The sequence below is a fragment of the Bacillus sp. FSL W8-0183 genome (assembly GCF_038006825.1).
In the GTDB taxonomy this organism is placed as follows: Bacteria; Bacillota; Bacilli; order Bacillales; family Bacillaceae; genus Bacillus; species Bacillus altitudinis.
Map to the genome: position 1 here is coordinate 2,467,499 of NZ_JBBOVY010000001.1, position 25,322 is coordinate 2,492,820.

Annotated in this window: 29 protein-coding genes and 1 tRNA gene; 6 read left to right on the forward strand and 24 right to left on the reverse strand. The window is 40.2% G+C overall.

Annotated features, from left to right (window positions below; translation table 11 throughout):
- Positions 1-264: 264 nt before the first annotated feature.
- Complete coding sequence (locus NSQ64_RS13120) at positions 265-1,137, reverse strand: STAS domain-containing protein (RefSeq protein ID WP_041506953.1); 873 nt, start codon at positions 1,135-1,137, stop codon at positions 265-267.
- Positions 1,138-1,236: 99 nt separating this feature from the next.
- Between NSQ64_RS13120 and NSQ64_RS13125 the strand changes: the two genes are divergently transcribed.
- Positions 1,237-1,307, forward strand: a tRNA-Gln gene (locus NSQ64_RS13125).
- A 55-nt stretch (positions 1,308-1,362) separates the two neighbouring features.
- Here the strand turns inward: NSQ64_RS13125 and NSQ64_RS13130 are convergent.
- The gene (locus tag NSQ64_RS13130; RefSeq protein WP_007501232.1) at positions 1,363-1,743 is read right to left on the reverse strand and encodes a Spx/MgsR family RNA polymerase-binding regulatory protein; all 381 of its coding nucleotides are present in this window, start codon (positions 1,741-1,743) and stop codon (positions 1,363-1,365) included.
- A 212-nt stretch (positions 1,744-1,955) separates the two neighbouring features.
- Here NSQ64_RS13130 and NSQ64_RS13135 point away from each other — a divergent pair, with 212 nt between their 5' ends.
- Positions 1,956-2,198 carry a DUF2626 domain-containing protein gene (locus NSQ64_RS13135; protein ID WP_003217440.1) on the forward strand — a complete coding sequence of 81 codons (243 nt, stop codon included), beginning with the start codon at positions 1,956-1,958 and terminating at the stop codon, positions 2,196-2,198.
- Positions 2,199-2,246: 48 nt separating this feature from the next.
- Here NSQ64_RS13135 and NSQ64_RS13140 read toward each other — a convergent pair whose 3' ends face one another.
- Positions 2,247-2,885: an MBL fold metallo-hydrolase gene (locus NSQ64_RS13140; protein WP_017357989.1), complete on the reverse strand. Its 639-nt coding sequence runs from the start codon at positions 2,883-2,885 to the stop codon at positions 2,247-2,249.
- Positions 2,886-3,045: 160 nt separating this feature from the next.
- On the opposite strand from NSQ64_RS13140, the gene NSQ64_RS13145 reads away from it, so the two are divergent.
- Positions 3,046-3,219, forward strand: coding sequence for a DUF2759 domain-containing protein (locus tag NSQ64_RS13145; protein WP_003217333.1), 174 nt, complete (start codon positions 3,046-3,048; stop codon positions 3,217-3,219).
- Positions 3,220-3,243: 24 nt separating this feature from the next.
- Here NSQ64_RS13145 and NSQ64_RS13150 read toward each other — a convergent pair whose 3' ends face one another.
- The 11 genes from NSQ64_RS13150 to rpmG all read right to left on the reverse strand — a co-directional run bounded on the left by NSQ64_RS13150 (position 3,244) and on the right by rpmG (position 12,781).
- Positions 3,244-3,558, reverse strand: coding sequence for an MTH1187 family thiamine-binding protein (locus NSQ64_RS13150; RefSeq protein ID WP_017367597.1), 315 nt, complete (start codon positions 3,556-3,558; stop codon positions 3,244-3,246).
- 77 nt (positions 3,559-3,635) lie between these two features.
- Entirely contained in the window at positions 3,636-4,889 is a 1,254-nt protein-coding gene (locus tag NSQ64_RS13155) for an MFS transporter (RefSeq protein WP_025207623.1), read from the reverse strand.
- A 318-nt stretch (positions 4,890-5,207) separates the two neighbouring features.
- Positions 5,208-6,329 (reverse strand): M14 family metallopeptidase, encoded by a 1,122-nt coding sequence (locus NSQ64_RS13160; protein WP_056705261.1) that lies wholly within the window; start codon positions 6,327-6,329, stop codon positions 5,208-5,210.
- An 84-nt stretch (positions 6,330-6,413) separates the two neighbouring features.
- Positions 6,414-8,333, reverse strand: a complete 1,920-nt coding sequence (locus NSQ64_RS13165) for an LTA synthase family protein (protein ID WP_268430308.1) — start codon at positions 8,331-8,333, stop codon at positions 6,414-6,416.
- 212 nt (positions 8,334-8,545) lie between these two features.
- Positions 8,546-9,499, reverse strand: coding sequence for an ROK family glucokinase (locus NSQ64_RS13170; protein ID WP_008342319.1), 954 nt, complete (start codon positions 9,497-9,499; stop codon positions 8,546-8,548).
- A 13-nt stretch (positions 9,500-9,512) separates the two neighbouring features.
- Positions 9,513-9,716 carry a YqgQ family protein gene (locus tag NSQ64_RS13175; RefSeq protein WP_008342322.1) on the reverse strand — a complete coding sequence of 68 codons (204 nt, stop codon included), beginning with the start codon at positions 9,714-9,716 and terminating at the stop codon, positions 9,513-9,515.
- A 70-nt stretch (positions 9,717-9,786) separates the two neighbouring features.
- Positions 9,787-11,325 carry a rhomboid family intramembrane serine protease gene (locus tag NSQ64_RS13180; protein WP_335350347.1) on the reverse strand — a complete coding sequence of 513 codons (1,539 nt, stop codon included), beginning with the start codon at positions 11,323-11,325 and terminating at the stop codon, positions 9,787-9,789.
- An 86-nt stretch (positions 11,326-11,411) separates the two neighbouring features.
- Positions 11,412-11,585: a hypothetical protein gene (locus tag NSQ64_RS13185; RefSeq protein ID WP_017367602.1), complete on the reverse strand. Its 174-nt coding sequence runs from the start codon at positions 11,583-11,585 to the stop codon at positions 11,412-11,414.
- Positions 11,586-11,729: 144 nt separating this feature from the next.
- Entirely contained in the window at positions 11,730-11,936 is a 207-nt protein-coding gene (locus NSQ64_RS13190; protein ID WP_060781192.1) for a hypothetical protein, read from the reverse strand.
- An 85-nt stretch (positions 11,937-12,021) separates the two neighbouring features.
- The gene (locus NSQ64_RS13195) at positions 12,022-12,582 is read right to left on the reverse strand and encodes a 5-formyltetrahydrofolate cyclo-ligase (RefSeq protein ID WP_100325306.1); all 561 of its coding nucleotides are present in this window, start codon (positions 12,580-12,582) and stop codon (positions 12,022-12,024) included.
- 49 nt (positions 12,583-12,631) lie between these two features.
- Positions 12,632-12,781 (reverse strand): 50S ribosomal protein L33, encoded by a 150-nt coding sequence (rpmG, locus tag NSQ64_RS13200; protein ID WP_008360061.1) that lies wholly within the window; start codon positions 12,779-12,781, stop codon positions 12,632-12,634.
- 451 nt (positions 12,782-13,232) lie between these two features.
- Here rpmG and NSQ64_RS13205 point away from each other — a divergent pair, with 451 nt between their 5' ends.
- On the forward strand, positions 13,233-13,580 hold the full coding sequence (locus NSQ64_RS13205) for a hypothetical protein (protein ID WP_003217285.1): 348 nt from the start codon (positions 13,233-13,235) through the stop codon (positions 13,578-13,580).
- On the forward strand, positions 13,577-14,077 hold the full coding sequence (locus tag NSQ64_RS13210) for an endolytic transglycosylase MltG (RefSeq protein WP_008342335.1): 501 nt from the start codon (positions 13,577-13,579) through the stop codon (positions 14,075-14,077). The genes NSQ64_RS13205 and NSQ64_RS13210 overlap by 4 nt, the downstream gene beginning before the upstream one ends.
- Positions 14,078-14,122: 45 nt before the next feature.
- Here NSQ64_RS13210 and pstB (NSQ64_RS13215) read toward each other — a convergent pair whose 3' ends face one another.
- The 9 genes from pstB (NSQ64_RS13215) to NSQ64_RS13255 form a co-directional block, all read right to left on the reverse strand.
- The gene (gene pstB / locus NSQ64_RS13215; protein WP_017367606.1) at positions 14,123-14,905 is read right to left on the reverse strand and encodes a phosphate ABC transporter ATP-binding protein PstB; all 783 of its coding nucleotides are present in this window, start codon (positions 14,903-14,905) and stop codon (positions 14,123-14,125) included.
- 15 nt (positions 14,906-14,920) lie between these two features.
- Positions 14,921-15,733: a phosphate ABC transporter ATP-binding protein PstB gene (gene pstB, locus NSQ64_RS13220; RefSeq protein ID WP_007501258.1), complete on the reverse strand. Its 813-nt coding sequence runs from the start codon at positions 15,731-15,733 to the stop codon at positions 14,921-14,923.
- A gap of 23 nt (positions 15,734-15,756) precedes the next feature.
- Positions 15,757-16,641 (reverse strand): phosphate ABC transporter permease PstA, encoded by an 885-nt coding sequence (gene pstA, locus NSQ64_RS13225; RefSeq protein WP_007501259.1) that lies wholly within the window; start codon positions 16,639-16,641, stop codon positions 15,757-15,759.
- Positions 16,641-17,567 (reverse strand): phosphate ABC transporter permease subunit PstC, encoded by a 927-nt coding sequence (gene pstC, locus NSQ64_RS13230; RefSeq protein WP_017357999.1) that lies wholly within the window; start codon positions 17,565-17,567, stop codon positions 16,641-16,643. The genes pstA and pstC overlap by 1 nt, the downstream gene beginning before the upstream one ends.
- Positions 17,568-17,646: 79 nt before the next feature.
- Positions 17,647-18,564 (reverse strand): phosphate ABC transporter substrate-binding protein, encoded by a 918-nt coding sequence (locus NSQ64_RS13235; protein WP_268430306.1) that lies wholly within the window; start codon positions 18,562-18,564, stop codon positions 17,647-17,649.
- A 214-nt stretch (positions 18,565-18,778) separates the two neighbouring features.
- Positions 18,779-20,914 (reverse strand): peptidoglycan D,D-transpeptidase FtsI family protein, encoded by a 2,136-nt coding sequence (locus NSQ64_RS13240; RefSeq protein WP_017358000.1) that lies wholly within the window; start codon positions 20,912-20,914, stop codon positions 18,779-18,781.
- Between the two features lie 122 nt (positions 20,915-21,036).
- Complete coding sequence (locus tag NSQ64_RS13245; protein WP_008342348.1) at positions 21,037-22,323, reverse strand: MFS transporter; 1,287 nt, start codon at positions 22,321-22,323, stop codon at positions 21,037-21,039.
- A gap of 123 nt (positions 22,324-22,446) precedes the next feature.
- A complete protein-coding gene (sodA, locus tag NSQ64_RS13250) occupies positions 22,447-23,055 on the reverse strand; it encodes a superoxide dismutase SodA (protein ID WP_007501264.1) in 609 nt (202 codons plus the stop codon).
- Positions 23,056-23,238: 183 nt separating this feature from the next.
- Positions 23,239-23,724, reverse strand: coding sequence for a DUF456 domain-containing protein (locus NSQ64_RS13255; protein WP_007501265.1), 486 nt, complete (start codon positions 23,722-23,724; stop codon positions 23,239-23,241).
- Positions 23,725-23,867: 143 nt separating this feature from the next.
- On the opposite strand from NSQ64_RS13255, the gene NSQ64_RS13260 reads away from it, so the two are divergent.
- Positions 23,868-24,620, forward strand: a complete 753-nt coding sequence (locus NSQ64_RS13260; protein WP_008342352.1) for a DUF1189 domain-containing protein — start codon at positions 23,868-23,870, stop codon at positions 24,618-24,620.
- A 39-nt stretch (positions 24,621-24,659) separates the two neighbouring features.
- Here NSQ64_RS13260 and NSQ64_RS13265 read toward each other — a convergent pair whose 3' ends face one another.
- Positions 24,660-25,205 (reverse strand): GNAT family N-acetyltransferase, encoded by a 546-nt coding sequence (locus tag NSQ64_RS13265; RefSeq protein ID WP_341016888.1) that lies wholly within the window; start codon positions 25,203-25,205, stop codon positions 24,660-24,662.
- Positions 25,206-25,322 lie beyond the last annotated feature (117 nt).

The window sequence follows — 25,322 nt, forward strand, 5'->3', positions numbered from 1 at the left end:
AAAAAGAAGTGCTATTGGCACCTCTTTTTATGATCATTTCATTTGGTTCTTTCATTATGGATGATCTGTTACAAGGAGGTGTCTCCAAATTTAATCCTCCTTAATAGATTACTGATTTGAAGATAAAGAATATCCTTTCGTGTCTGATTTATGGATAAAAAAAGAGACCAAATCTGTATGCGAATTGGTCATCTCATTCATATGCTCATTATATTGTTTCTCCTTGTCAACGGATTTTTACTTTTACTAGTAACATTTTTTGGTTCACGTTGCTTCTTGCTGCTGCTCTTCAAAGATACGAAATCCTCTTTTTTCTAAAGCTTTTGCAAGGCTGTGTTCAGTATTTACTTTTGAGAAATCAATACCGAGTTTCACTACAGTTTGAGCGATTTCTGGGCGAATGCCTGATATAATCGTCTCAATTCCTAGCAACTTCGCACTATCAACCACTTTAAACAGCTGATAAGCAACCATCGTATCAACAACGGGAACGCCAGATATATCAATAAATAAATGGGTTAGACGCAGTCTAGATGCCTGTTCTAGTACTGATTCCAAAATGATTTTCGCCCTGTACGTATCAATTTCACCAATCAGCGGCAAAATACCGATCTCTTTTGAAACTGGAATAACAGGCGCACTAAGCTCTTGAATCATTTCTCTTTGTGCATTAAGCTGATTGATTGTCACGCGGTCATACTCTTCTGATAAACGTGCAATCATGTCATCAAATGTGGCGTGAAAATGCTGATTCCAATCGCACACATCTTTGAGTGTCACTTCAAGCTCCGTATGTTGTGTAAAGGTCTCAATTCTGGAACAAAAAATGTGGCGGAACACCTTAAATTGTCCGATGATTTCATATAAAGGTACTTCATGAACAGCTCGATCGCGGGCAATATCAACTGACCACTTTTTTAGATGGTCTTCTACTTTATCTGATAGCGTGACTAACGTTGCTGCAATCGTTTGGATAAATGCTGTGTTTTGTTCTTTCAGCTTCTTTTCTGTCTCCTCTGAAGCATGTTTGGAATATAATGAGCCTTCTTCTGTTCTTGTTTTCAGCCATTCTTCGGTCATGACAGGGGCTTCTTTAAGAATAAATTCATATAATTGCTCAGATTTTTCATTTTTCATTTCTGTCGTTCGCTCCTTTTTCACTTACAACTAGTGACAACCAACTTTTTATGTATAAATGACCGCAGATGGTGAACAATAGCATTACACGTTTCATATTGGGCTATAGCCAAGTGGTAAGGCAATGGACTTTGACTCCGTGATCGTTGGTTCGAACCCAGCTAGCCCAGTTCAGCACAAAAACGAAGACGGCTGAAACATCATTCAGCTGATCTTCGTTTTTGATTAGGAAACCGATTGATGAATCGCTTTCTTTTTTGAAATTTTCATGAGTTCCCCTGGATTATAGCCGACCACTAATTTATTTCCATCAATGATAATAGGTCTCCGGAGCAGCTTTGGTTTTTCAATGAGAAGCTGAAGTACCTCATTTACTTTTAGATCATTAATATTTAAATTTAAGCTTTTAAAAGCTTGGCTTCGAGTAGCTAAAATTTCATCCATTCCTTCTGTTGTTAAGGAAAGGATTTTTTTCAATTCGTCTAGTGTTGGCGTTTCTCTGAAAAGGTGACGCTCTTTAAAATCAATTTGATTCGCCTTTAACCAATGCTTTGTTTTGCGGCAAGACGTGCAGCTTGGGTATGAATAAAAAGTAATGTCACTCATTAGTCTTCCTCCTTAGGTCGTTAACCTTTTCTCTTATGGACTAAGTACCCTCATGCATTTAGGCATAAACACTTTTTCATCACTTTTTCAAAAAAATTTTTTCTAACGAAATAATGAATGTTCACACGTTGTCAAAAATGTAAATGTTTACATAACAAGTGATCATCAGCTATAATATGAATCAAAGGGGTTTTTTAAGGGGAGGGAAAGAAATGAATCGCATGTTCCGCGTTCTTGGGTTTTGGACGGGTATTTTTGCTGTCATGTTCTATTTAGGACATATGAAAGATGCATCCTTGCTGTTCTTCGGTCAAACCGTTCTTTTTGTATTTTTATCCTACTTGAATTTATCCGAAAGAATGTATATTTACATTTTCGGAGCGTACTTGACGATTTTCTTTGCCGGATTTACATATTATTCGATTTTCATCATGGTTCCCGGTACCGGACATTAATAGAAAAAAGCATCTCCTTTGAAAGAGATGCTTTTTTCGTGCGTGCTATTATAAAGAAAACCCATTGATAAACGGATTTTGCTCCTGTTCTGTAAGCACAGTTGTTTCCTCGCCATGTCCACTTAACACAAGAGTTGATTCTGGCAATGACAACAATTTGTCATGTATCGATTGAAGCAGCACGTCTTGATTACCGCCCGTTAAATCAGTTCTCCCGATACCGCCTTGGAATAAAGTATCACCAGAAATCACAAATCCCTCTTCCGCTGAATAGTAAGACACACTGCCAGGTGAATGACCTGGTGTGTGGAACATTTCTAATGTAAACGATCCAATTTGAAGAGGTCCTTCTGACGTAATCAATTGTTCAGCTTCTTTGACCGTAATTCCGTTACCAATTAGTCGAGCTGAACCGTTTAGCTGAGCATTTGTCAGCCATTCTTTTTCCTTTTCATGGACATAAAGCGGAATTCCCCATTCTTGACGCACCTCATCTGCTGCACCAATATGATCAAAATGGGCATGTGTCAATAAGACAGCAAGTGGTTTCAGCTGTTTTTCTTTCACATAAGAAATTAGCTTTTGCGCTTCGCCGCCTGGATCAAAAATTAAACATTCTCCCTGTTCATTTTTCCAAATATATGCGTTCGCTTGCACATAGCCTAGCGGCATTCTTCTCCAATTCATTTTCATCACCTACTACTTTTTTCATTCTTTTTTATTATGAAGGCTATTCAATAAAAATTCAAACAATCGTCAACTTGAATGTACTCGACAAGCTTTATGAAAACGGTTAAAATGAAAAGAAAGGAAATCAAGGGGATTGATGACAAAGGGGGACTTTCATATGATGCTCGTCATTATTTTTGGTCTAGTCACGATTTTAGCCGCTCTCGGCATCTATCGCTCACTCAAAAAAGTGAACGTACTGGCCATTGCTTTCGCTGGCGCCACGTTTTTGGTTTTTGGATGGTTTACCGTCATGACCATCATCTATAGCGGTTATCCAACTGCACATTAAAAGCCTGCAATAAGCAGGCTTTTTCTATTGATTCAAATGTTTATTCACGCTTTCTAATTTGCTTGAAAGGGTGGTCGTTTGATCTCTTCTGTCATCTATGCGGATATTGGTTGCTACTCGGTGTAAACCCTTTTCAAATGGAGCTTCATGAATACGCTGAATGACCTCAAATAAAACGGATAGCTCCCCTTCAATTAATGTATTCATTGGTGTGAGCTGATATTTGATTTTCCCTTCTTGTTGAAAGCCCTCTAACAATCTTTGTACGTCTGCTACATATGCACTCACGCTTGGTGTCTCAGTGCCTATTGGAATGATGGTGACATCTGCTATCGCCATGGTTCTTGCTCCTTTCAATGACATCCTATTTCTTTCTCGTTCTCATTGTAACCCATCGCGATTCAAAAATGCCATCATCATGTGGCGTGTAAGCTTGGTTTGTCCCGTTCTATCGTCAAATCTGCTCTCTCTACCTTCCCAATATTTGTGAAAAGGAGCAAGCATATACCTGAAATAGCCTCTATCAGTCCTCCTGCTGCAATGACATAACCTGAACCGAATAACGTCGCCATATAACCACCAATGAGAGCGCCTAACGGTATCATTAAATAAGAGATCATGTTAATAATCGCATACACTTGTGGCTGATCCTCCGCTTTTACTGACAATTGAATCATTGTATGTTCAGGTACATTGACTGCACTGATGGCTGCACCTAAGGCAAATGCAGATATAAACACAAGTGGTAATAAGGCATTCATCCCTGTAATGAAAAATGCAATTCCATCAACGATCCCTGCCCCGATAAACAACAGACCGTATCGATTCACTTTCACCTTTGTTAAAACGAATCCCATCAAAAATGCACCCAATGCCGTGGTCACTTTGATGAATGAATATACTACTGGTCCACTATGTAAATCTTCTGTTAAATAAATAACCGACAATGCCTCCCACGGTGCCGCAGCAAAATTGGAGCAGACACAAAAAATGGCTAATGGAAACAAAATATGATGACTTTTCACAAGTGAAAATCCTCTTATTAATCGTTTTCCGTATGACAATCCTTTTTTTCCTTTATCCATGATCGCTTCCGTTTTATATGTAATCAGCAAAACCAGCAAAGCGGACATGAGGTAAAGAGGAATAATGACAAGCATTGTATATCCTACCCCTACAAATGCAATCATGACACCACAAATCGTCACAGTCACAAGCCTGACCACATGACTGGCTGATTGAATGGTTGCATTCGCCTTTTGTATCACATCTTCATGCACAAGCTTTGGAATAATGGACACCGAAGCTGGTTCATAGGAACCACCAGTCGCTGAATGCAGCAGCATACCGCCAATGATGAGTGCCAAAGGAGAAAAATCATAAAAGTAACTCACCACAATCACAAGTATAATCGCCGCCCGAGTTAAATCAGCAAAGCACATCCAAAATTTCAATTGATGCGGCTTCATCATTGGGGTAATAAACGGCCCAATAATGGCTTGAGGGACAAAACTAACGGCAATAAAAAATGCTGTTCCAATTGCTCCTTTTCCCCCTAGCACTAAAAGCCACAAAATGGTGTTAAAAGATAAACTATCAGCAGTAATTTTACACATTTTAGAAACAAATAGATAAGTAAAATTCCGTTTCCACAGGCTTTGAGCATTCAATCATCGACATCTCCCTAATTCATATCCTTTTTTTTACATCCACTCTTTCACAATAGCTTACAGGAATGCTCTCGTCAATCACATCAGCACGGTTTTTATTGACCATAAGAAATTGATTGGTTTGAACGTATTAAAAGATTGTTGACAAAGGGCGAAAATGAACTTGATTTTAGCCCTTTGTCTTCTTTTCAGCGTGATAGAAAACCTTTGCAACCCTAGGTGGCGCGGAGTGAATTTCACATTCGTGAGCACCGGCACGCAGGACTGACAAAGAATGCGAGGGTTTGTCTACACGCTGAAAGCACCGATTAGGTGCTTTTAATACTTACATGCTTCCCACAATAACCGCTTTGTTTTTTCATAGATCGAATCAAATTGACTCATAGAAAGTGGGTTCTTTCCTCGCCCAAGTTCCACCGTATAGCCCTCACTTTTACATTGATAAATAAACCAATCTCGATAACCTGCATAGCTATCAAGATATTGAATCGCTTTGTAACCGCTCACCCGTTCTAACCGTTCGACCGTCTCTTTTGAAATGGCCGGTTCGTGGCCAAGAAAACCCCAGTATATCTCTTCTCCTTGTGTATGAAGGGCAATTAACCGGTCAAAGCGTTTTCGTAAGGCGAGATGTGCCATTGCTTTCGCTTCTGGTTCTGTTAACGGCTGATGCCCTGGGAAATCCCTATAAGACGGTGCCTTCGGCTTATTACGATAATATTCGATTTCCCAATAAGCAGGAAATTGATTGTTTAAATCAATTCCTCGAATATTCGCCTTCCATTCTCGATAATCGGAAAATCCACCATTTAGCGGTGCGAACTCCTCACGGCACAACCCTAAAGATTCTGGACCATTGCGAACCAAATCAACACCGTCTGGATTTACCATCGGGACAATAGACAAAGCAGTGGTCTGCAATATACGAACCGCTTCATGATGTCTTGCTTGCACTGGGTCCGAGGCCGCTAAACAAAGTGATTTAAGCCATTTTAATAAAACAGAGGTCGTGATCCATTCATTTGCATGAAAAGAGGCATTAACATGTATGGAATGTAAATGTTGTACAGGCTCCGTACGGATTTCATAAATGGGCGTATCAAGCACTGATTGACCAATCACACTCATCTGAAGAAAAGGAAAAACAGCTTTCAAATATTGAAGCTCTCGTTCTAAGTGAGCGCTATCATATTCAAATGTGCCGCTGATCCAATCATCTGATTGCTGGAGCCGGTAAGGCGCAATGAAGCTTTGCACCTCACCTACCGATTGAAATGAATGGGTCCCTTCTGGAAGTCTATACCCCGGTAAAAGGAGGTGCTCCGTATTTGACTGATTGGACAAACGGAAAGCTTCTTTCCCTATACCAAGCTGCTTTGCCACATCCTCCTTCCTTGCCTCATCCAGATGCCATTCAATTGTGCCAAACGACTTTTTCATTTACATCCCTCCTCTTACACTATATGAACCAGTAAGTAAAAAAAGAAAACCTCTGCATGTAAATAGCAGAGGTTTTCTTTTAAATTAAGACGCCTTTTTTAGCTCAGTGTCATCTTCTTTTTTAGATGGTGAATGGTCCGAGTTGTTTCGGTCATAAAATCTAAGGAGATCTCCATAGATAATTTGATCAGAGAATTGAAGCTCTTGTTTTGCCTTTTCTTCATAAGACTGACAAACAGACTCATCTTCTCTCGGCTCACCCGTTTTTTTGTTGTAGCACACACCAGCTGTAAAAACACTGTCCTTCGTAATAAAACTTCCATCTCGAAGCACTGTGAAGTCATTTGTATCTTTTGATAATAGGTCATGACCAAATTGAATTTGCTTGCTTGTATCGATTCCTAGAAGGTTCATGACTGTTGGACGGATATCTACTTGCCCGCCAACTGTATCAATCTCTTTTGGATGTTTATCCGTGATACCAGGAATGTGTACAACAAATGGTACTTTTTGAAGCTGAACTTCTTCAAAAGGTGTAATGTCTTTGTTTAAGAATTGTCCCATTGCTTCGTTATGGTTTTCAGAAATCCCGTAGTGATCCCCATATAACACAAAAATGGAATTATCGTATAACCCTGCTTCCTTCATTTTTTTAAAGAAAAGCTTTAGTGCCTCATCTTGATAACGCACTGTAGGGAAGTATTTGTTCAACGTTTTGCTCTTTGAGTCATATTCATCAATGAGCTTATCTTCTTCATCTAAGTCAAATGGAAAATGGTTCGTTAATGTAATCAATCTCGTATAGAACGGCTGCGGGATCGTTTTCATTAAATCTACTGACTGCTCAAAAAATGGACCATCTTTCAGCCCCCAGCCAACTGAATTTTCTTCATTTACATCGAATGATTTAATATCAAAAAATTTGTCGTAGCCAAAGCTGTCATAGATCAGGTCACGGTTCCAGAAACTTTTGTTATTCGCATGAATAACAGAAGAATGATAGCCTTCCTCTTTTAACAACTCAGGTGCGGCTTTGAACTCGTTGCTTGGATTTGTGAAAAATACAGCTCCTCTTCCAAGCGGATAGAGTGAATTATCAACAATAAACTCGGAGTCCGATGTTTTCCCTTGACCCGTTTGATGATAGAAATTACTGAAATTGTAGCTTTTCTTGATCAATTTGTTTAAGAACGGCGTGATCTCTTTCCCATTCAATTTTTCATTGATCACAAAGCTCTGAGTAGACTCAAGCGATACTAAAATGACATTTCGTCCTTTTGCTTGACCAAACGTCTTTTCATTACGGTCTGTTTGATTTGCGCTTACATAGTTTTCAATTTCAGTTAAGCTATTGCTGTCGGCAAGTGCTCGCTGAGCGGATTGCTTCGATTGCAGAACCCCATCATAAATATGGAAGTTATATAAGCTGATGTTTTTCACTAGCATCTCACGGTCAAATGAACGAGTTAACAGCTCTGGTCTTTCTGTTTCAGCCAAACCAAGGTTAAAAAAGAAAGTGGCTGCCACAAATAAATAATAAGCTGCACGTCCCTTACGTGAAATCGTTACATCTGTTCTAAAGGAAGGCTGTTTTTTATAGAGCCAAATTAAAATGATGATATCAACAAACATCAGAAAATCAACTGGTTCAATTAAAGAGGTAATACTTGACCCGAGGTCACCCATATTGTTTGTTTGAAATAGGACGGGGATGGTTAGAAAATCACTGTAGAATCGATAAAATACAATGTTAGCTAATAAAATAAATGTCAGAACAAAACTCGTCACGATGATATATCGATTGCGATTTTTTTCTTTAAAGAATAAACCGATACCGAAGATAAACAAGAGAAAGCTAAGCGGATTAATAAACAGGATAAATTCCTGCATGAAATTTTCAATTTTGATATTAAAACTAGATTTATAGATAACATAGGTTTTCACCCACATTAACAAAGTCGCAATCAGTAAAAATGAAATCGCCTTTAATCTTTTCTTTCGCATTGTAACCTCCTTATGCTAAAAATGCACTCAGGTTAGGGACATCCCCAATTATTGGTGCTTCTTCAAAAATAACTAAAGTATATCTTATCCTGTCTATGATGGAAAATCAATGTCTTTTTCCCCATGACAAACTTATGAATATGCTAAACATTCAATTTCATGCCTATCTATCGCTGATTTTAATAAAAATGACATCATTATGACATTTTTGTTCAAGACAGCCACTTGTTTTTTGCCATCCATGCACCGCCGATCACGCCTGCATCGTTTCCTAGTGAGGCAATCACCACTTCAACATCCTCAGCACATGGCGGGAAGGCATGATGTTTGACGACACGCTCTACTTTACTGCGAAGAAGCTCGCCCGCTTTAGATACACCGCCGCCAATGACGATTTTTGTTGGGTTTAAGGCACTGGCTAGATTCGCAAGGACAAGACCAAGATGGGTTGTTACTTCATCTACGACATGCATCCCAAGTTCGTCTCCGTTTTCCGCTGCCTCAAATACATCCTTTGCAGACAGCGAAGTAAGTGAGCCAAGTGATGATGTATGGCTCTTTGTTTGTAATGTATCCTTTGCGATTCGGACGATACCTGTGGCAGACGCAATGGTTTCAATACAGCCTGTTCTCCCGCAGTTACATGGTGCTCCTTGAAATGGAACGGCACAAATATGGCCAATTTCTCCACCAGCACCTGTTTCGCCTTGAACCACTTCTCCATTGACAATAATACCGCCGCCAACCCCTGTGCCCAGTGTAACCATCAGGATGTTTTTGGCGCCATCACCTGCACCCTTCCACATTTCACCGAGTGCAGCAATGTTCGCATCATTTTCGATGACAGATGGAAGTCCTGTCTCTGCCTCTAAATGGTCTTTCAAGGGATAGTTTGTCCAGCCCAGATTCGTTGTTTTATAGACAATTCCGGATACTTTATCCACTGGTCCAGGTGCCCCCATACCGATCCCAATTAGGGCTGATTTCGGCATGCTGATCTCAACTAGTTTATGGTCAATTGACTTGGCAATGTCGACTGTAATTGTCTGCCCAGATTTATCCGTAGGAATCTCCCACTTATGCTGAATTTCACCATAAAGATTAATAAACGCAAGCTTAATTGTCGTACCGCCAAGATCAACTCCTACAAACCAATCCCCTGTCATATGTCCTCCACCTTCACATTGTTTTTCGATTTAATTTGGCTAGTTCCATTTGAAGGATGGTCATTGCGTTTGACCATTCAGTTCGATCGATGATGCCCGATGTGTACATTTCCTTCAATTCATCTGCCATAAATTCTAATTCCACTTCACGATCTCCGAAATACACGTAATTTCCAAATCTCATGAGCAGCTGCTGTACATCATATAACGTTTTCATTATTTTCACCATTTCTCTAAATCAACAGATAGGATAAGCGTATTCATAAATACGCTTTCAGTCAAGTCATTCAACGTGTTTGAGTGTTTTCAATATATTGTTTCAACTTTAAAAATTGGTCATTTTGCGGATCTTGTTTTAATGCTTTTTCGATGAAGTCGTCTGCTTCCGCTGTCTCGCCTTTTTCTACATACAACAACGATAAGTGATACAATTTATTCGGCTCATTTGGATCTTTTTCAAGCGACTTTTGCAAATACTCAATGGCCTCGTCAAGATGTCCAAGCTGCGCTTCGGAAAGCGCATATATATGAAGTGCTTCAGCTGAGGCATCCTTTTGCTTTACATATTCCTCTAGACGCTGACTTGCTTCGCTATAGTTCTTTTCATCAAATAAACTCGCTGCCTCGCTAGTTGCCGCCGCTTCTTTTTGATCGTCTGAATGAAACCCTGTATACAATCCAAAGCCGCCAATAAGGAGGAGAAGAAAACTAGCAAGAAGCATTTTGACAGGCTGAAACTGTTTAGGAAGACGGACCGCTAAAGCGGCTAAAAATCCCCCAGCGAGCCCCCCAAGATGCCCTGCATTATCAATCCCTGATACAGTGAAACCTATCCCTAAATTGATGAGGATAATCACGATAATATTTGTCCCCATCGTACGAAAGAAGAGCTTCCGGTTAGAGATCGCTAAATATAGCAATGCGCCTAAACAGCCAAAGATCGCACCTGATGCTCCTGCTGCGATGGCTGTATTAAACACAAAGCTCGCTATGGAGCCAAAGATGCCGGAAATTAAATAAATCAGCAAAAATCTTCCTGAACCATAAATTCTCTCAACAGCCGCTCCAACGGACCAAAGAGCAAATGTATTAAAGAGTAAATGCGTCAAACCAATGTGTAAAAACATAGGTGTCACAAAACGCCACCATTCACCCTCTAGTATCAGCACATTATTCTTCGCACCAAATGCTGTTAAAGTGGCTGTATTGGTACTTCCACCAGATAATTCGAGTAAAAGAAACATCACCACTTGAACTGCGATTAACAAGTAGGTAAAAATCGGTCTGCCATTTTGAAAAACAGCCCGTTCTCGTTCACGCTGCTTTTCCTGATCTTGAAATGCCTGAAGCACGTTCATTTTAAGCTGCATCACATCTTCGGCTGTATCTGCCTTCGCCTCTTCTACATCAATCGAAAGTGATGTATTCAGCCATTTTTGCAGCTCGTGTCCATCGTTTTGAAGGGTTTCTTCATTCAGTAAAACAGGTGTCACCGTCACCTTTTGCTGTTTTTGCGGTTGACCGTTTATGTCTTCCCAATCATCTACTGGATGATCAGCTGTAAATTGTAGCTGCAGGAGATGAAGAGAACGTTTACGCATGGCTTCTCTCAACTGATTCATCCGAAAGGCCTGCTCTTCCATATCTCGAACGATCTCCTGTCTAAAATTCACATCTCTTCTATAGAGACGGATGAGATCATATCCTGAGTTTCGTGGTGCTTCAAAAAAGATTTCATCTTCTGGGTACGGACTTTGAATCATCTCGTATCCTTTTTGTCTGAGTTCATCAATCACTCGCCAAAATAGACTATCTATGACATTCATTCATTCGCGCTCCATTTTTTACATTATTATAGCAAGAATTACTCTTATACGCATTTCTCAACAAAAAAATCCCGGCTTTTGCGGGATTAGAATGCTTGGCGAATAAATTTCGTCCGAAAATATGGGATTTTCATCAGCCATTTAATAAAAAAGTGACGCACTTGGTTTTGACCTAAGATCAAATTCATGAGCCGATAACGATTTTGCACAAGAACGAATGCAAACAGTGTGAACACAATGCTCCAAATCATTTTATTCATCATATTCCCTCCTATGTTCGTATCGTGGCTTAAATAGGATTTGTTTATGCATAAACCAACATTTTTATCTCTTACCATGCGATCTACTTTCACACTCTAATCCCTTGTTCTTTGTTGAATATAATAGACCTCTTCACACTCAGATTAATCATAAGAAACGTCAAATTGATGAAGGGCGATTAAATCTTTGAACGCTTTGATATGCTCTCTTCTTATTTTTCCGACTACAAAAAAATCAAGGTGCGTATGCCAAAAATAAACCCATGAATCATGATCAAGTTGTAAGTCAAAAGTATTCACTTCCTCCCACAAATTACGGAAGTATCTTTTCTTTCCTCGAAATTTTTTCAATATATGACTCCTACTAGCTAAAATGCCCTGAGCTAATGAAACGAGCTCAACACAAAAAGCCCGTTTTTGGACAATGAGCGGGCTTTCACTTTTGATATAACGTACCTTTTTCACTGACAATCATAGATACCGGTATGTCGTGCGCTTCAGCCGGAATATGCCTCGTCTGCTGTAAAGACAAACAAAGGGCAATGGTTACGCCGTGGTAGTCCGCTAAGTAGCGATCATAATAGCCCCCACCAAACCCAATCCGGTAACCACGTTGATCGAAGCACACCCCAGGGACAATGATCAAATCAATGGCTTCTTTATGAACAGCTGTAGACTCAAGAGGGTCTGGCTCCAATAGTCCAAAGTAGCTGGATGTCATCTTTGTTTCAGGTGTATATTCATAAAACACCATCTCTTTTGTTTTCGGAAAACAGGTGGGAATACAAACTGTTTTTCCTTCTTCCCACGCTTTTTCAATCAGAGGCATTGTCGGTATTTCTTTTCCCCTAGACATAGTCAAAGCAATCGTTTTCGCCTGTTTCCATTCTGACAGCTGCAGCACGTGTTCATGAAGTAGAGAAGCGTGGCGATTGAACTCTCCAGCGCTTATCTGATCAAGCATGGCCAATGTTTGAAGGCGGAGCTCCTTTTTCATACAGGTTCATCTCCCATCATAAAAAAACAGCAGGAAAATTCCCTGCTGCTTACTTTGTTTCACGATGTAAAGTTTGTTTTTTATCACGTGAGCAATACTTTTTGAATTCAACGCGATCTGGATTGTTTCGCTTATTCTTTTTAGTAATATAGTTACGCTCACCGCATTCAGTGCAAGCTAGAGTAATATTTACGCGCATGTTTTTCCCTCCAAACTAAAATCAATTCACATTCAGACCTAACTATAATACCACTTCTAGCTAAGGAATGCTAGAATGTTTTTTCACCAATTTCATTTTTCAATGCATTCCACCTGCATCCTGATCCATATTGTCTGGTCATGTGATGAAAAATCGCCTTCTCCCCTATAAAAACACGTTCTTTGTCGTACTGTATACATGAGAACCCCCTCTTTGTTCCACAGCTTTTTTTCATCTGATCCGTCTTCTTTTATTTTAACAGCGGGCAAGGTTTTCATACTTGGTTTCCCTATAAAAAGAAAAATGATGAAAAAAAGGTGATTTTTTCAGCAATTCCTTTTGAAACTAGCTTTTTTATGGTATAAAAAAGAAGGGTCGAAAACTGTCTGAAACAATCATGAGAGCCTTTTTTGGCTTTCAGCATTAAAATATGAATAAAAGGTGATGAAACATGGAAATTGCAATTATCGGATTGCTTGTTGTCAGTATTGTACTGATCGCATTCTCATATTTTCAAAGAGAGCCGATTAAAGAAGTCGAACAGGAACTTGAAACACTTCAACTATCTGCAATGCAAGAAATCTATAAACTGAAAAAGAAAATGAAGGTTCTTGAAGAAGAATTGCTTGAAACAAACATCGTTGTCCGCAAGCATTCAGAAATTGATCCATCTATTGCAAGACAAATCATTTCAAAGCATCAAAATGGCATGTCTCCTGAGGCGATTGCGCGCGCTGAGCATGTATCTGTAGAAGATGTGAACATGATCATTAAAGACAACGAGAGGGTGCTTGTATGACGAAAAAAAGCATCCAAACGTTTGCAGCAGGTATGATCCTTGCAACTGGTGTTCTGGCGATCGTTTTTTTCCTTACTGGAAAAGATGAAGCGGCGGCTGATTCTACAACAAAAGAAACCCTCGCAGCGAAAGTGACAGACACTGACGTGAAAAATTACTTAGACTCTAAAAAAGAAGTCTCCGTCAGCCGTGAAACATATCAACAACTTCTTGATTATAAAGAAAAAGCGTTGAAAGCAAATGAAGACGGCGATTCTCAGAACGATAAACAAACAACGGACAAGCCAAAAGGCAAAACGGTTAAATTCGTGATTAAAAACGGTATGAGCACAAGTGATGTTTCAGACATGCTTGAAAAGGACGGAATCATCAACTCGTCTAAAGATTTTAATGATTATGTGATAGACGCAGGCTACCATAAAGAAATTCGTGCCGGCAAATTCAATTTAAAAACAGGTATGACATTTAAACAAATTGTCAAAGCCTTAACAAAATAACATCAAAAAACCCCCTGGCGGCATTGACCTCCAGGGGGTTTTTGATTATCCAAATCGTCCTGATATATAATCATTTGTTCTTTGATCATTTGGCTCTGAGAACATCACATTCGTATCATTGACCTCAACAAGCTCGCCCATCAAAAAGAACGCTGTTCGGTCTGATACCCTTGCCGCTTGCTGCATATTATGCGTCACAATGGCAATCGTATATTTCTCTTTCAGTTTCATGATTAATTCTTCAATCTTTAATGTTGAAACAGGATCAAGCGCAGATGTTGGTTCATCCATTAATAGAATATCCGGGCTTGTGGCAATGGCTCTTGCGATACAAAGACGCTGCTGCTGACCGCCGGAAAGACCTAATGCAGGCGCACTTAATCGATCTTTCACTTCATCCCAAAGGGCAACATCACGAAGCGCTTTTTCAGCGATTTCTTTCAATTGCTGCTTGCTCTTCACCCCGTGAATTCTTGGCCCGTAGACGACATTATCAAAGATAGATTGAGGGAATGGGTTTCCTTTTTGAAAGACCATCCCGACGTTTTTACGCAGTTCCACTAGATCGACACGACCTTTTAAAATATTGTCACCGTTATACATCATATCCCCGGTGATTTTCACACCTGGCACTGTTTTGACCATGAGATTTAAGGTCTTTATAAATGTTGACTTTCCGCAGCCGGACGGACCGATAATCGCTGTGACCTCATGCTCTTTAATGTCTAAATCAATATGCTTCAGTGCGTGATGCTGTCCGTACCAAAGGTTCATATCATTCACACGAAACACTTCTTTTTTGGCTGTTTCAGTTGCTACTGCATTCATCAAAATCCACCCGCCTTATCCGAATCGACCATTAATATAGTCTTCTGTTTTTTGCTGCGCAGGACGTGTAAAGATACGTTCAGTCGCATCGTATTCCACTAGATCACCGTTCAGGAAAAAGGCTGTATGATCAGATACACGTAACGCTTGCTGCATATTGTGTGTGACAATGACAATCGAATAATCATGTTTTAATTCCGATAATAGTTCTTCAATTTTTGCATTTGAGATCGGGTCTAAGGCAGAAGCCGGTTCATCTAATAAAAGCACGCTAGGTTTCATCGCAAGGGTACGTGCAATACAGAGGCGCTGCTGCTGGCCTCCTGATAATGATAAGGCAGAGCGGTGCAAGCGATCTTTGACCTCATCCCATAGCGCTGCCTTTGTTAAACTTTCTTCTACCGCATCATCAAGCACTGATTTCCTTTTTTCACCCGCATATTTTAGCGCATGTGTAATGTTGTTGTAGATGGATTTAGGAAATGGATTTGGCTTTTGGAAGACCATCCCAATTTCTCTTCTTAAATTCACCACATTAATACGGTCATCCAAAATATTTAACCCTTCGTACATGATCGCCCCTTCACTTCGTGCACCTGGAATTAGGTCGTTCATGCGGTTAATGCTGCGTAAAAAAGTCGATTTTCCGCACCCTGATGGGCCGATTAATGCCGTAATTGCATTTTTTTCAATTTCAAATGAAATTTGATTGACTGCTCTTTTTTCACCATAATAAATACTTAAATCCTGCACCTGTAGAATCTGTTCCGCTTGAAGTGGAGCCTTTTTTGCTGCAATCTCTTTTTTTTCTGCTAGCATTTGAACCATTTCCCCTTCACACCTCTCACTATTTATTTTGACGTAAGCTTCTTATGAATAAATGAACCAAGCCATCTAGCTGCTAAGTTGAATACTAATACAGAGAGCACAAGTACGGCTGATGCACCATTTGCAATGGCCTCTGCATCTGGAATAATTCCCTGTGTATTGACGTTCCATATATGAACGGCTAATGTTTCTGCCGGTCTAAAAATATTGAGTGGTGACGTATCGGAGAAAGGACTCCAGTTTGTAAAATCAAGACGCGGTGTTGAAAGACCTGCTGTGAAAAGAAGAGCAGCCGCCTCACCGAAAACTCTTCCCGATGCTAAAATCGCTCCGGTAATAATGGATGGAATCGCTCCTGGGATCAGAACCGTCTTCACTGTATGCCACTTTGTCACACCGAGCGCAAGCGATGCTTCCTTTTGATCCTTCGGTACAGATCGAAGGGCATCTTCTGTCACCCTGACCATCACTGGCAGATTAAAGACAGTCAGCGCAAGGGCTCCTCCGATAATCGTATAGCCCCATCCTGTTAAATTAACAAACATCAGCAAACCAAACATACCGATGACGATCGATGGCAGAGAGGATAACACTTCAATACATGTACGAATAAAATCAGTCACTTTGTTTTGAGGTGCATATTCTGCCATGTAGACCCCGCCACCCACGCCAAGAGGCACGGTAAACAGCATCGTAATAAATAGAATGTAAAACGAGTTAAACAGCTGATCCCTAATACCGCCGCCAGAACCAATCGCACTTGAGCGTGTAGTCAAAAAGTCAAAATTTAATTCTTTGGCACCGTTGAAGATGATATAAGAAAACAAGCCAACAAGTATCGCCGTAATAATGGCGGCACATAATCCAAAAACGATTGTGGCAAAACGATCGGTCATTTTGCTATTCATTAAATCTTCCTCCTAGATGACAAGTATCTGATAATGAGTATGAACATAAATGATACAACTAGAAGGACAAGTCCCATTGACCAAAGTGTATTGTTTTCAACACTTCCATACGTTGTATGTCCCATGTTTAACGTAATAATGGTTGTTAATGTACCAGCTGTGTCCATAATACTTTCTGGTAGATTACGCGTGTTTCCAATAACCATCTGAACGGCAAGGGCTTCTCCAAATGCTCTTGCCATTCCAAGCACGACTGCTGTCATTAATGTCGGAAGCGCTGCAGGTACAAGAACACGTCTGATCGTTTGCCATCTTGTTGCGCCTAATGCATACGATCCCTCACGTAAACTTTTTGGAAGTGAAGCCATTGCGTCAGTTGCAATGGATGTAACAGTTGGCAGAATCATAATAGAAAGGACAATCGTTCCTGCTAAAACACTGTGCCCTGAACCGCTTGACTTAAAGTGTCCAATAAACGGCACCAATACTGTAAGACCTATGAATCCGTAAACAACGGATGGAATCCCTACAAGCAGTTCAATCACTGGCTGGAGAATTTTCCGTCCCCATGCAGGTGCAATTTCTGTCATGAAGATCGCTCCTGCGATGCCTAGCGGTGCTGCTATGAGTGCTGATAGAAGCGTGACAGCGATTGATCCAAAGATAAATGGAAATGCGCCGTATTGCGGATTTTCCGCTGTAGGGTTCCAATTGATACTGGTTAAGAACTCAATTGGGCTTACACCATTTACGATGAAAGATTGTAAACCCTTAATGCCAAGGAAGATTGTGATGGCAATTGATACAGCAATCATTAAGAATGCGCAAAATTTCACCAAAATACTTCCTCTTACTTCATCCATTTGCCTATTTTTTTTCGAGCTGATCAGTCGATCGCTCGCTTCTGTATGTTCTATCTGTTTCATCTTTTTCTACACTCCTATGAATGTCATAAAAGGAAAAGTGAAAAGCTCCACTTTTCCTTCATCATCAATTCAAGACCCTTTACTTCTCTGTTTGTTTGCCTGTTGCGTCTCTTTCTACTTTCATATTAGAGACTGAGATGTAGCCTTGGTCTTTAACGATTTCTTTTTGTACTTCGTCACTCATCAAGTAATCTAAAAATTGTTTTGCTAAACCTTCTGGCTCACCTTTTGTATAAGAGTGCTCGTATGCCCAAATTGTATATTTACCGCTTTCTACATTGCTTTCTTCTGGTTTCACACCATCAATGCTAAGCGGTGTAATTTTGTCATCTGTTAAATAAGAGAATGCTAGGTACCCAATCGCACCTGGTGTTTCTGCAATCAACTTTTTCACTGTGTTTGAAGAATCCTCTGTGATTCCTTCTGCAGGTGTCGCGCCGTCAAGTGCATATTTCACAAATGTTGCACGAGTTCCTGATGAGTCTGGTCTGTTCACAAGTGTGATTTTTTGGTCTTTCCCGCCAAGCTCTTTCCAGTTTTTGATTTTACCAGTGAAGATTTTTTTCAATTCGTCCTTTGTGATGTCTTTGACACCAACTTCAGGGTTAACAGCTGCCGCCATTCCAACAACTGCTACTTTGTGGTCTTTTAAAGCTTTTGCGTCGATTCCGTCTTTCTCTTCTGCGAATACATCTGAGTTCCCAATTTGTACAGATCCTTCTGATACTTGAGAAAGTCCTGTTCCTGAACCGCCGGCTTGTACTTGAATATCGGCTTTTGGATGTTTATCCATGAATTTTTCTGCTGCCGCAAGAACTAAAGGCTGCATCGCAGATGATCCTGAGATGGTAATGGAACCTGATGCCTCATCTTTGTTTGAAGCATTTCCTTTACTGTCTTTTGAATCTCCGCTTGAGCTGCTGTTTCCGCATGCTGTGACGAATGCTAACAATGCGATAGTAAGGAAAGTAAGCAGCCATAATTTGTTCTTTTTCATTTCAAGAATACCCCCTGAATAATTTGTCCTACGAGTAATACATTAAAGGTTCTTTATTAATTTCGTTTAAATGGAATGTTAAGGTTTTGTAAATGTCGAAGATTTGTAGAGAAATTGCGGGGTTTTTTATGATTTTTGTCAATTTATATCGAAAAGTTTGAAGAAAATATAAAAAAACGCCCACAAAAAGTGAGCGTTTTTACCTAGAAAAGGTCTAGTTATTTGTTTCTGCTTCATTTTCAATTTTGTTTTTGTTCTTCGCTTGTGTATCATTGCTTTCCTGTTTTGATTTCAGTTCAAAGTACTTGTCTAATACTTGTTCACCAATATCATTTGTAATCGGATAGCGCTGGTTGTAATCTTGATACACCCAAGGCACGACAACTGAAATCGCTACTTCTGGATTATCAGCAGGCGCATACGCAACAAGTGTTGTGTTATACGTTGGTGTGCCGCGTTTACTTTTAATCGGGCCGTCATAGAATGATTGAGCGGTCCCTGTTTTGCCAGCTGGATTGTATTTTTTGTTGCCAAAATTCGAATATGCTGTCCCTCTTGGGTTCTGCATCACAAGCTTGAATCCTTGCTGTACGCGTTTGATCTCATCACTTGTCATATCGAGCTTATTCAGTACATCCGGCTTGACGGACTCCGTTACAGCCCCAATGCCTCTTTGCGGATCTGGCTCTCTCACTTCTTTTACGAGCTGAGGACGTAAACGATAGCCGCCATTGGCAATCGTTGAAACGTATTGCGCCATTTGCAGCGGTGTAAACGTATCATATTGTCCAATCGCATAGTCAAGTAAAAGACCGGATTGTGTAGACGTTCCACGATAGCCAGTTGCTTCGTTTGGCAGGTCAATACCTGTCTCCACTCCAAGACCAAATTTACTAAAATTGTAACGGAACGTATCAAACGCCTTTGTATCAATTGGGAGCGGCTGATTCTTACGATATTCCCCTTTCCCAATTGCAATCGCTGTTTTAAACATATACACGTTTGATGAACGTTCTAGTGCGGTTAAATCATTAATGAGTCCCATATTTTGATAGGATTTTTTCGGCGGTGACTGAGCGATATAGAGCGGTTCATCGTATTGGGTGCTTCCAATGTGAAGGACGCCTGTTTTATAACCTGTCAGCACAGTTGCCCCTTTTACTGCTGATCCCATCGCATATGATGATGTCATCGTTCCTAGTGCATAGTCATCAAATTTGTATGTCCCATTCTTATTGGTAATCTGTTTACCCGCAATCGAGAGCACTTCCCCATTTCTCGGGTCCATCATGACAACAAACGCACGATCAAGAAGTTCTGTGCCGCCTCTTTGCTTCGCACTTTTCAAGTTCTTTTCGATGATTTTTTCTACCGCTTTTTGCAGCTGAATATCAATCGTCAGCACAAGGTCTTTCCCGCTCTTTCCTTCTGTTAACACTTTAGAGCTTGTGACATTGCCTTCTTTATCCGTTGTACTTTGTTCTTTTTCTTTTTGACCTTGCAGGACATCTTCATATTGATATTCAAGATAGCTTTTTCCTACACGATCATTTCGGCTGTAGCCGAGTGATAGATAATGTTCAAGCAGTGACGACGGAAGACCTTCATCACTTGAAGACACACTGCCGAGCATACTGCGGAGCAGTCCTTTATAAGGATAGCTGCGTGACCAGTCTGTTGTGACATCTACACCTGGCAGCTCGTCCAAATGCTCAGAGACGTAAGCAATTTCACTTGGTTTTACATCTTCATTTTTAATGAATTGAGGCGTAAGTGCATAGCCTGCATCCATTTGTCTTTTAATCGCAAGCACTTGCAAATCTTTTTTCGTCAGTTGATTTAATTCCTTGTCTGTGATGCGTTTCAGCTGGAGCTCGTATAGTTTATCATCAGAGACCTTATCGTCACCCTTTAAATCGGCTTCTTTTTGAACAAGCTTTTTCGCTTCATTCGGATGGGTTAAGATCCAGAAATCTTTTTTATCACGATCTGTGATTTTCTTCGTACTTACGTGAATCATATCCGCTAATTTTGTTGCCACTTTGAGCCGCTCTTCTTGTGAAGTCGTCGAGGTTCTCGTATATGTAATGGCATTTAGCGCTTTATTGCTGACAATCGTGTTATAGTTTCGATCATAAATTTTTCCGCGCGGAGCAGATGAGCTGACATTCACGTCTTCTTGTTTCTCTGCCTGCTTTTTATAATCTTCTCCATTCACAATCTGCACAAAACCGAGTCTGACCACAACACCGGTAAAAATAATGAACGCAGCTAAAAATAATAAATTCAGCCGGATCGGAAGTGTTTTGCGCCCTTCCTTCGCGTCTTTTTTGTTTTTCTTGTTTCTCATCACATCACCTTTTCTATCAAGAAAGAAATGGCACCCCTTTTTGTGTATAAAAGGTGCCATCATCATTTTAGCGGTTTTTCTATCATTTATCTAGAAATTTGATGTTCCATTGGTAAGAAATTTTACCTTTCTCCCTTCATAAGGTTCGTTTGAGAAACAGGCTTTTGACCGTCAGCCTCTTCTATATCAGCTGTTTTCTCTTTTAAATGAATGTCCTTTACAAAATAATAAATAAGGGTGTGCCCCGCTCCAAGTACGACAAGTGAAGCAGGAATCCCAAGCCGATCGCCCAGTAAGGTGACAGATAAAAGAAAAAAGACAATCGAACAAATACGCCCTGCATTTAAAAATAGTTCTCTAACGACAATATATTCAATTCGGGCTTTTCTTGCATATCTGGCATGACCGATGACATCGTAAGTTAAAGAGACATACGGAACAAGCAGAAGCGGGTAGCCGATCGCAATGGCTACAGCGTACATAAGCAGTGATACATAGGACAAGTGAAAGACGATTAAAAATAAAGCGCCGTATAAAATAAGCCCGCCAAACATAATCGCTTTTTTGCGCCATTTTTTCTTAATCAAACGGGTAGCAAAGAAATAGGCAAAAAAGGCAACACCTGAATTGACTAGACCAAATGTGCCTAAAGCAAGCTCACTGTTTGTTGCAATAAACACAAAGACACTGATTAAAAAGACAAACACGCCTTCACGGAGCCCCTGAAAAAAGTGAGCAGTTGTGATCTTACGCCAATTCTCGTCCGCATGGCGCTCTTTCCAAATTTGCTTAATGATAAATTTTCCTTTTGATTGTCTCCTCTTGAGGAAAAAACTCATCACCACCGCTAGTGAAAACAAAAAAAGCGATAAAGTAAAAATCACTGTATAGCCTGTATCATCCGTTAATTGAGAAATCACAATTCCTGCAATGAGCGGCCCAATCATACCGGCTGTAGAGGTAAGCACTCCTAAAAATCCATTAAAGAAATCCCTTGTTTCAGGTTCAGTGATCTCAAAAGTGAGCACGTTAAAGGCAAGCCAGTAAAAACCATAGCCGATTCCAAGCACACTGCCTAATAACACGAGCCGAGCTGCCGCTTGCTCTCCTGCCATGAGAACAATTAAGTAAAAAGCGGCTAAGAAGATGACACCGAAACGAAGGACAAATGCACGATCTATTTTTTTAGCGAGCCGACCAGCAAATAAAAAGGTAATGGGCTGAAGGACAACTATCGCCAAGTTATAAATCGCAAGGTCTGTAAATCGCCCAGACTGTTTCCATAAATACACGTTCACAAACGTATTCGAAAGCGCAATCGCAAGTGCGTATAATCCGCCAATCGTGAGGAGGAGCAATAAATCTCTTGTGACATCCATGTCCCCGAACATTTTCTTTAATCTGCTCATATCATTCATTCTCCTTTTCTACACAATAGTCTGTCTCATCAAAAGGCAGATATGTAAAAAAAGGAGGGAAAATATAAAAAGACCCGCTCTCAGAGAGAAGCAGGTCTTTTCAAATCAAATCATTTATTTAGCTTCGCTGTAAAGGCGAGCCACTTCATCCCAGTTCACAACATTCCAGAATGCTGAAATGTAATCAGGACGACGGTTTTGGTAGTTTAGGTAGTAAGCATGCTCCCAAACGTCTAGTCCTAGGATTGGTGTTTTTCCTTCAGTTAAAGGAGAATCTTGGTTTGGTGTGCTTGTGATTTCAAGTTTGCCATTGTTCACAACAAGCCATGCCCAACCAGAACCAAAGCGTCCTGCAGCTGCTGCAGCGAAATCAGATTTGAATTTTTCAAATCCGCCTAATTCTTTTTCGATCGCATCTGCAAGTTCACCAGTTGGTGCGCCGCCACCGTTTGGTGAAAGAAGCGTCCAGAATAATGAGTGGTTTGCATGTCCTCCGCCATTGTTACGTACAGCTGTACGAATGTTTTCAGGCACAGAGTTCAAGTTAGCCACTAGCTCTTCAATTGATTGATCTTCAAGAGCTGATACACCTTCGATTGCTTTGTTTAAGTTTGTTACATAAGTGTTGTGGTGTTTTGTGTGGTGAATCGTCATTGTTTCCTTGTCGATATGTGGTTCTAATGCATCGTAAGCATATGGTAATTCTGGAAGTTTAAAAGCCATGGTTAAATTCCTCCTTAGAAATGTATGTACTGAAATGCTTCCTTAGTAAGCAAGCAATTCACCCTAATCAAAGAGTATCAAAAGAAACGGCTTGTTTCAACGTTATTGCTCATGATCTGAAACATTTCAGTGTTTATTTTGTATTTAACCCTTCAGAAAGAGTGTTAAACACCGATTTTCCATTTAGCGAAGCACATAAAATAAAAAGATTCCCAGCATCAGTGCTTGAATCAACCCTTTTGCAAATACACCTGACACAAAACCAATTAATGAGCCAAGCCCAACTTTCACACTTGTCTTCAGATCTTTTTGATGAACGAGCAGCTCTGCGATGACACTGCCGATAAATGGACCAATGATAATTCCAGCAATCGGAATCACAAAAGGACCGGCTAAAAGCCCAATGGTACTTCCCCAAATGGCCGCCCGGCTGCCGCCAAAGCGTTTCACCCCAATCAGATTGGAGACATAATCCGCAGCAAATAACACAGCTGTAAACATGGCTTGAATGAGCCAAAAGGTGAGCGTCAATTTCTCAAAGCTAAAAAAGAGCCCATATAAAATAAACCCAAGAACCATGAAAACCACACTAGGAATGATTGGATAGACAAGTCCCACAAACGCAATGATAAATGCACAGCCGATCAAAATCCAATACAGCACGTCCAATCCGCTGCCGCCTCCTTTTTATATGCTGTATACATTATGCCTCATTCCTTCTATCTTAACCAGTAATGAAGGCCGTACTTGTACTGGATGGATAGACATTGATACAATGTGAGAAATAGAAAAGAATGTAGGAAGTGAATCGGTTGAACGTATTTAGTTTATTGTTAAAAGGAATTTATTCACCAAAAGATATTGCCAGAGCTCGTTTTACTGGGATTGGAAAGGCCATTTTATTCATCTTTATCCTTTCGATCATCGCAGCTGTCCCCCAGGGCTATCATATGAGCCAAGAGATTTCAAATGCGATGTCAGGATTTCAACATGTGATTAAAAAAGATTTACCCGACTTTTCCATTGAAAAAGGAACGCTTCAAGCGGATCAAAGCACGCCGATCGAAAAAGAAGAAAACGGCATCACGATTATCTTTGATCCCAATGAAAAAATAAAATCAAGTGAGCTTGAATCAAAACAAACAGCCATTGCGTTATTAAAAGAAAAAGCAGTGATTGCCATTGACGGACAAATGACAGATATTCCATACCAGCTGCTTGGCGGAACACTCACAAAAGATGAACTTGCCAGCGTCACAAACCAGAATCAAGCGATCATTATCCCTGTCATTTGTGTCCTGCTGTACCTATCTACTGCTGCTCTCATGTTCATCAGCGCAACATTCCTAGCCATGCTTGGCACATTTATTAAACGAATGCAGCAAAAAGAGCTGTCCTTTCAAATGCTTTGGAAGCTCTCTGCCTATTCACTCACATTAACAACCGTCTTTTTCGCCATCATGAGTGCATTAAACACGCCGGTTGCGAACTCATTTTTATTAAATTGGGTGATTAACTTTATTTTCTTATATCTTGTCGTTAAAGAAATACCTGCAAAAAAATAAGCTCCCTCATTTTGGGGAGCTTTTTTATTTGTTTTGACCCTATGACTCATCTGGATGGATGATCGCAAACAAATAGTGATCCTCCCACTTATCATTGATCTTTACTTTTTTACGATGAAGTCCCTCTTTTTCAAACCCTGTCTTCTCAAGCACACGAATGGAATCAATGTTAGATGGTTTTACGCCAGCCTCAATACGGTGAAGGTACAGTTCATAAAAGGCATAATCGATAATCAAACGAATTGCCTCTGTCATATACCCCTTCCCGCCTTGCTTTTCATCAAGTACATATCCAAGCAAAGCCCCTTGAATCGGTCCTCTTTCAACAGAATTGAGTGAGATCGTTCCAATTAATGCATCTGTTTCATTTAAGAAAATACCGTGCATATAGGCTTCATCTTTTGCACGCCTTTGCATACTGCGGTTAATCCGTTCCTTTTGACGAGGTACAGTAAAAAAATCATCCTGAACCAAAGGAGTAAATTGCTGAAAATAAGTGCGGTTTCCTCGTTCAAGTGTTAATAGTGCTTCTGCATCACTTTCTGTTAGTGTTCTCACATATATATGCTGACTGATTTTCTTCATATACTCTCCCCCTGTTTTGATTTTATCATAATAAAGAAAGGGCTTAGGATTGCTTTTTCCAAACTTTTTTCACTTACAAGTCATACTAGAACTCACTAGAACCACCCTTCCTAGCTT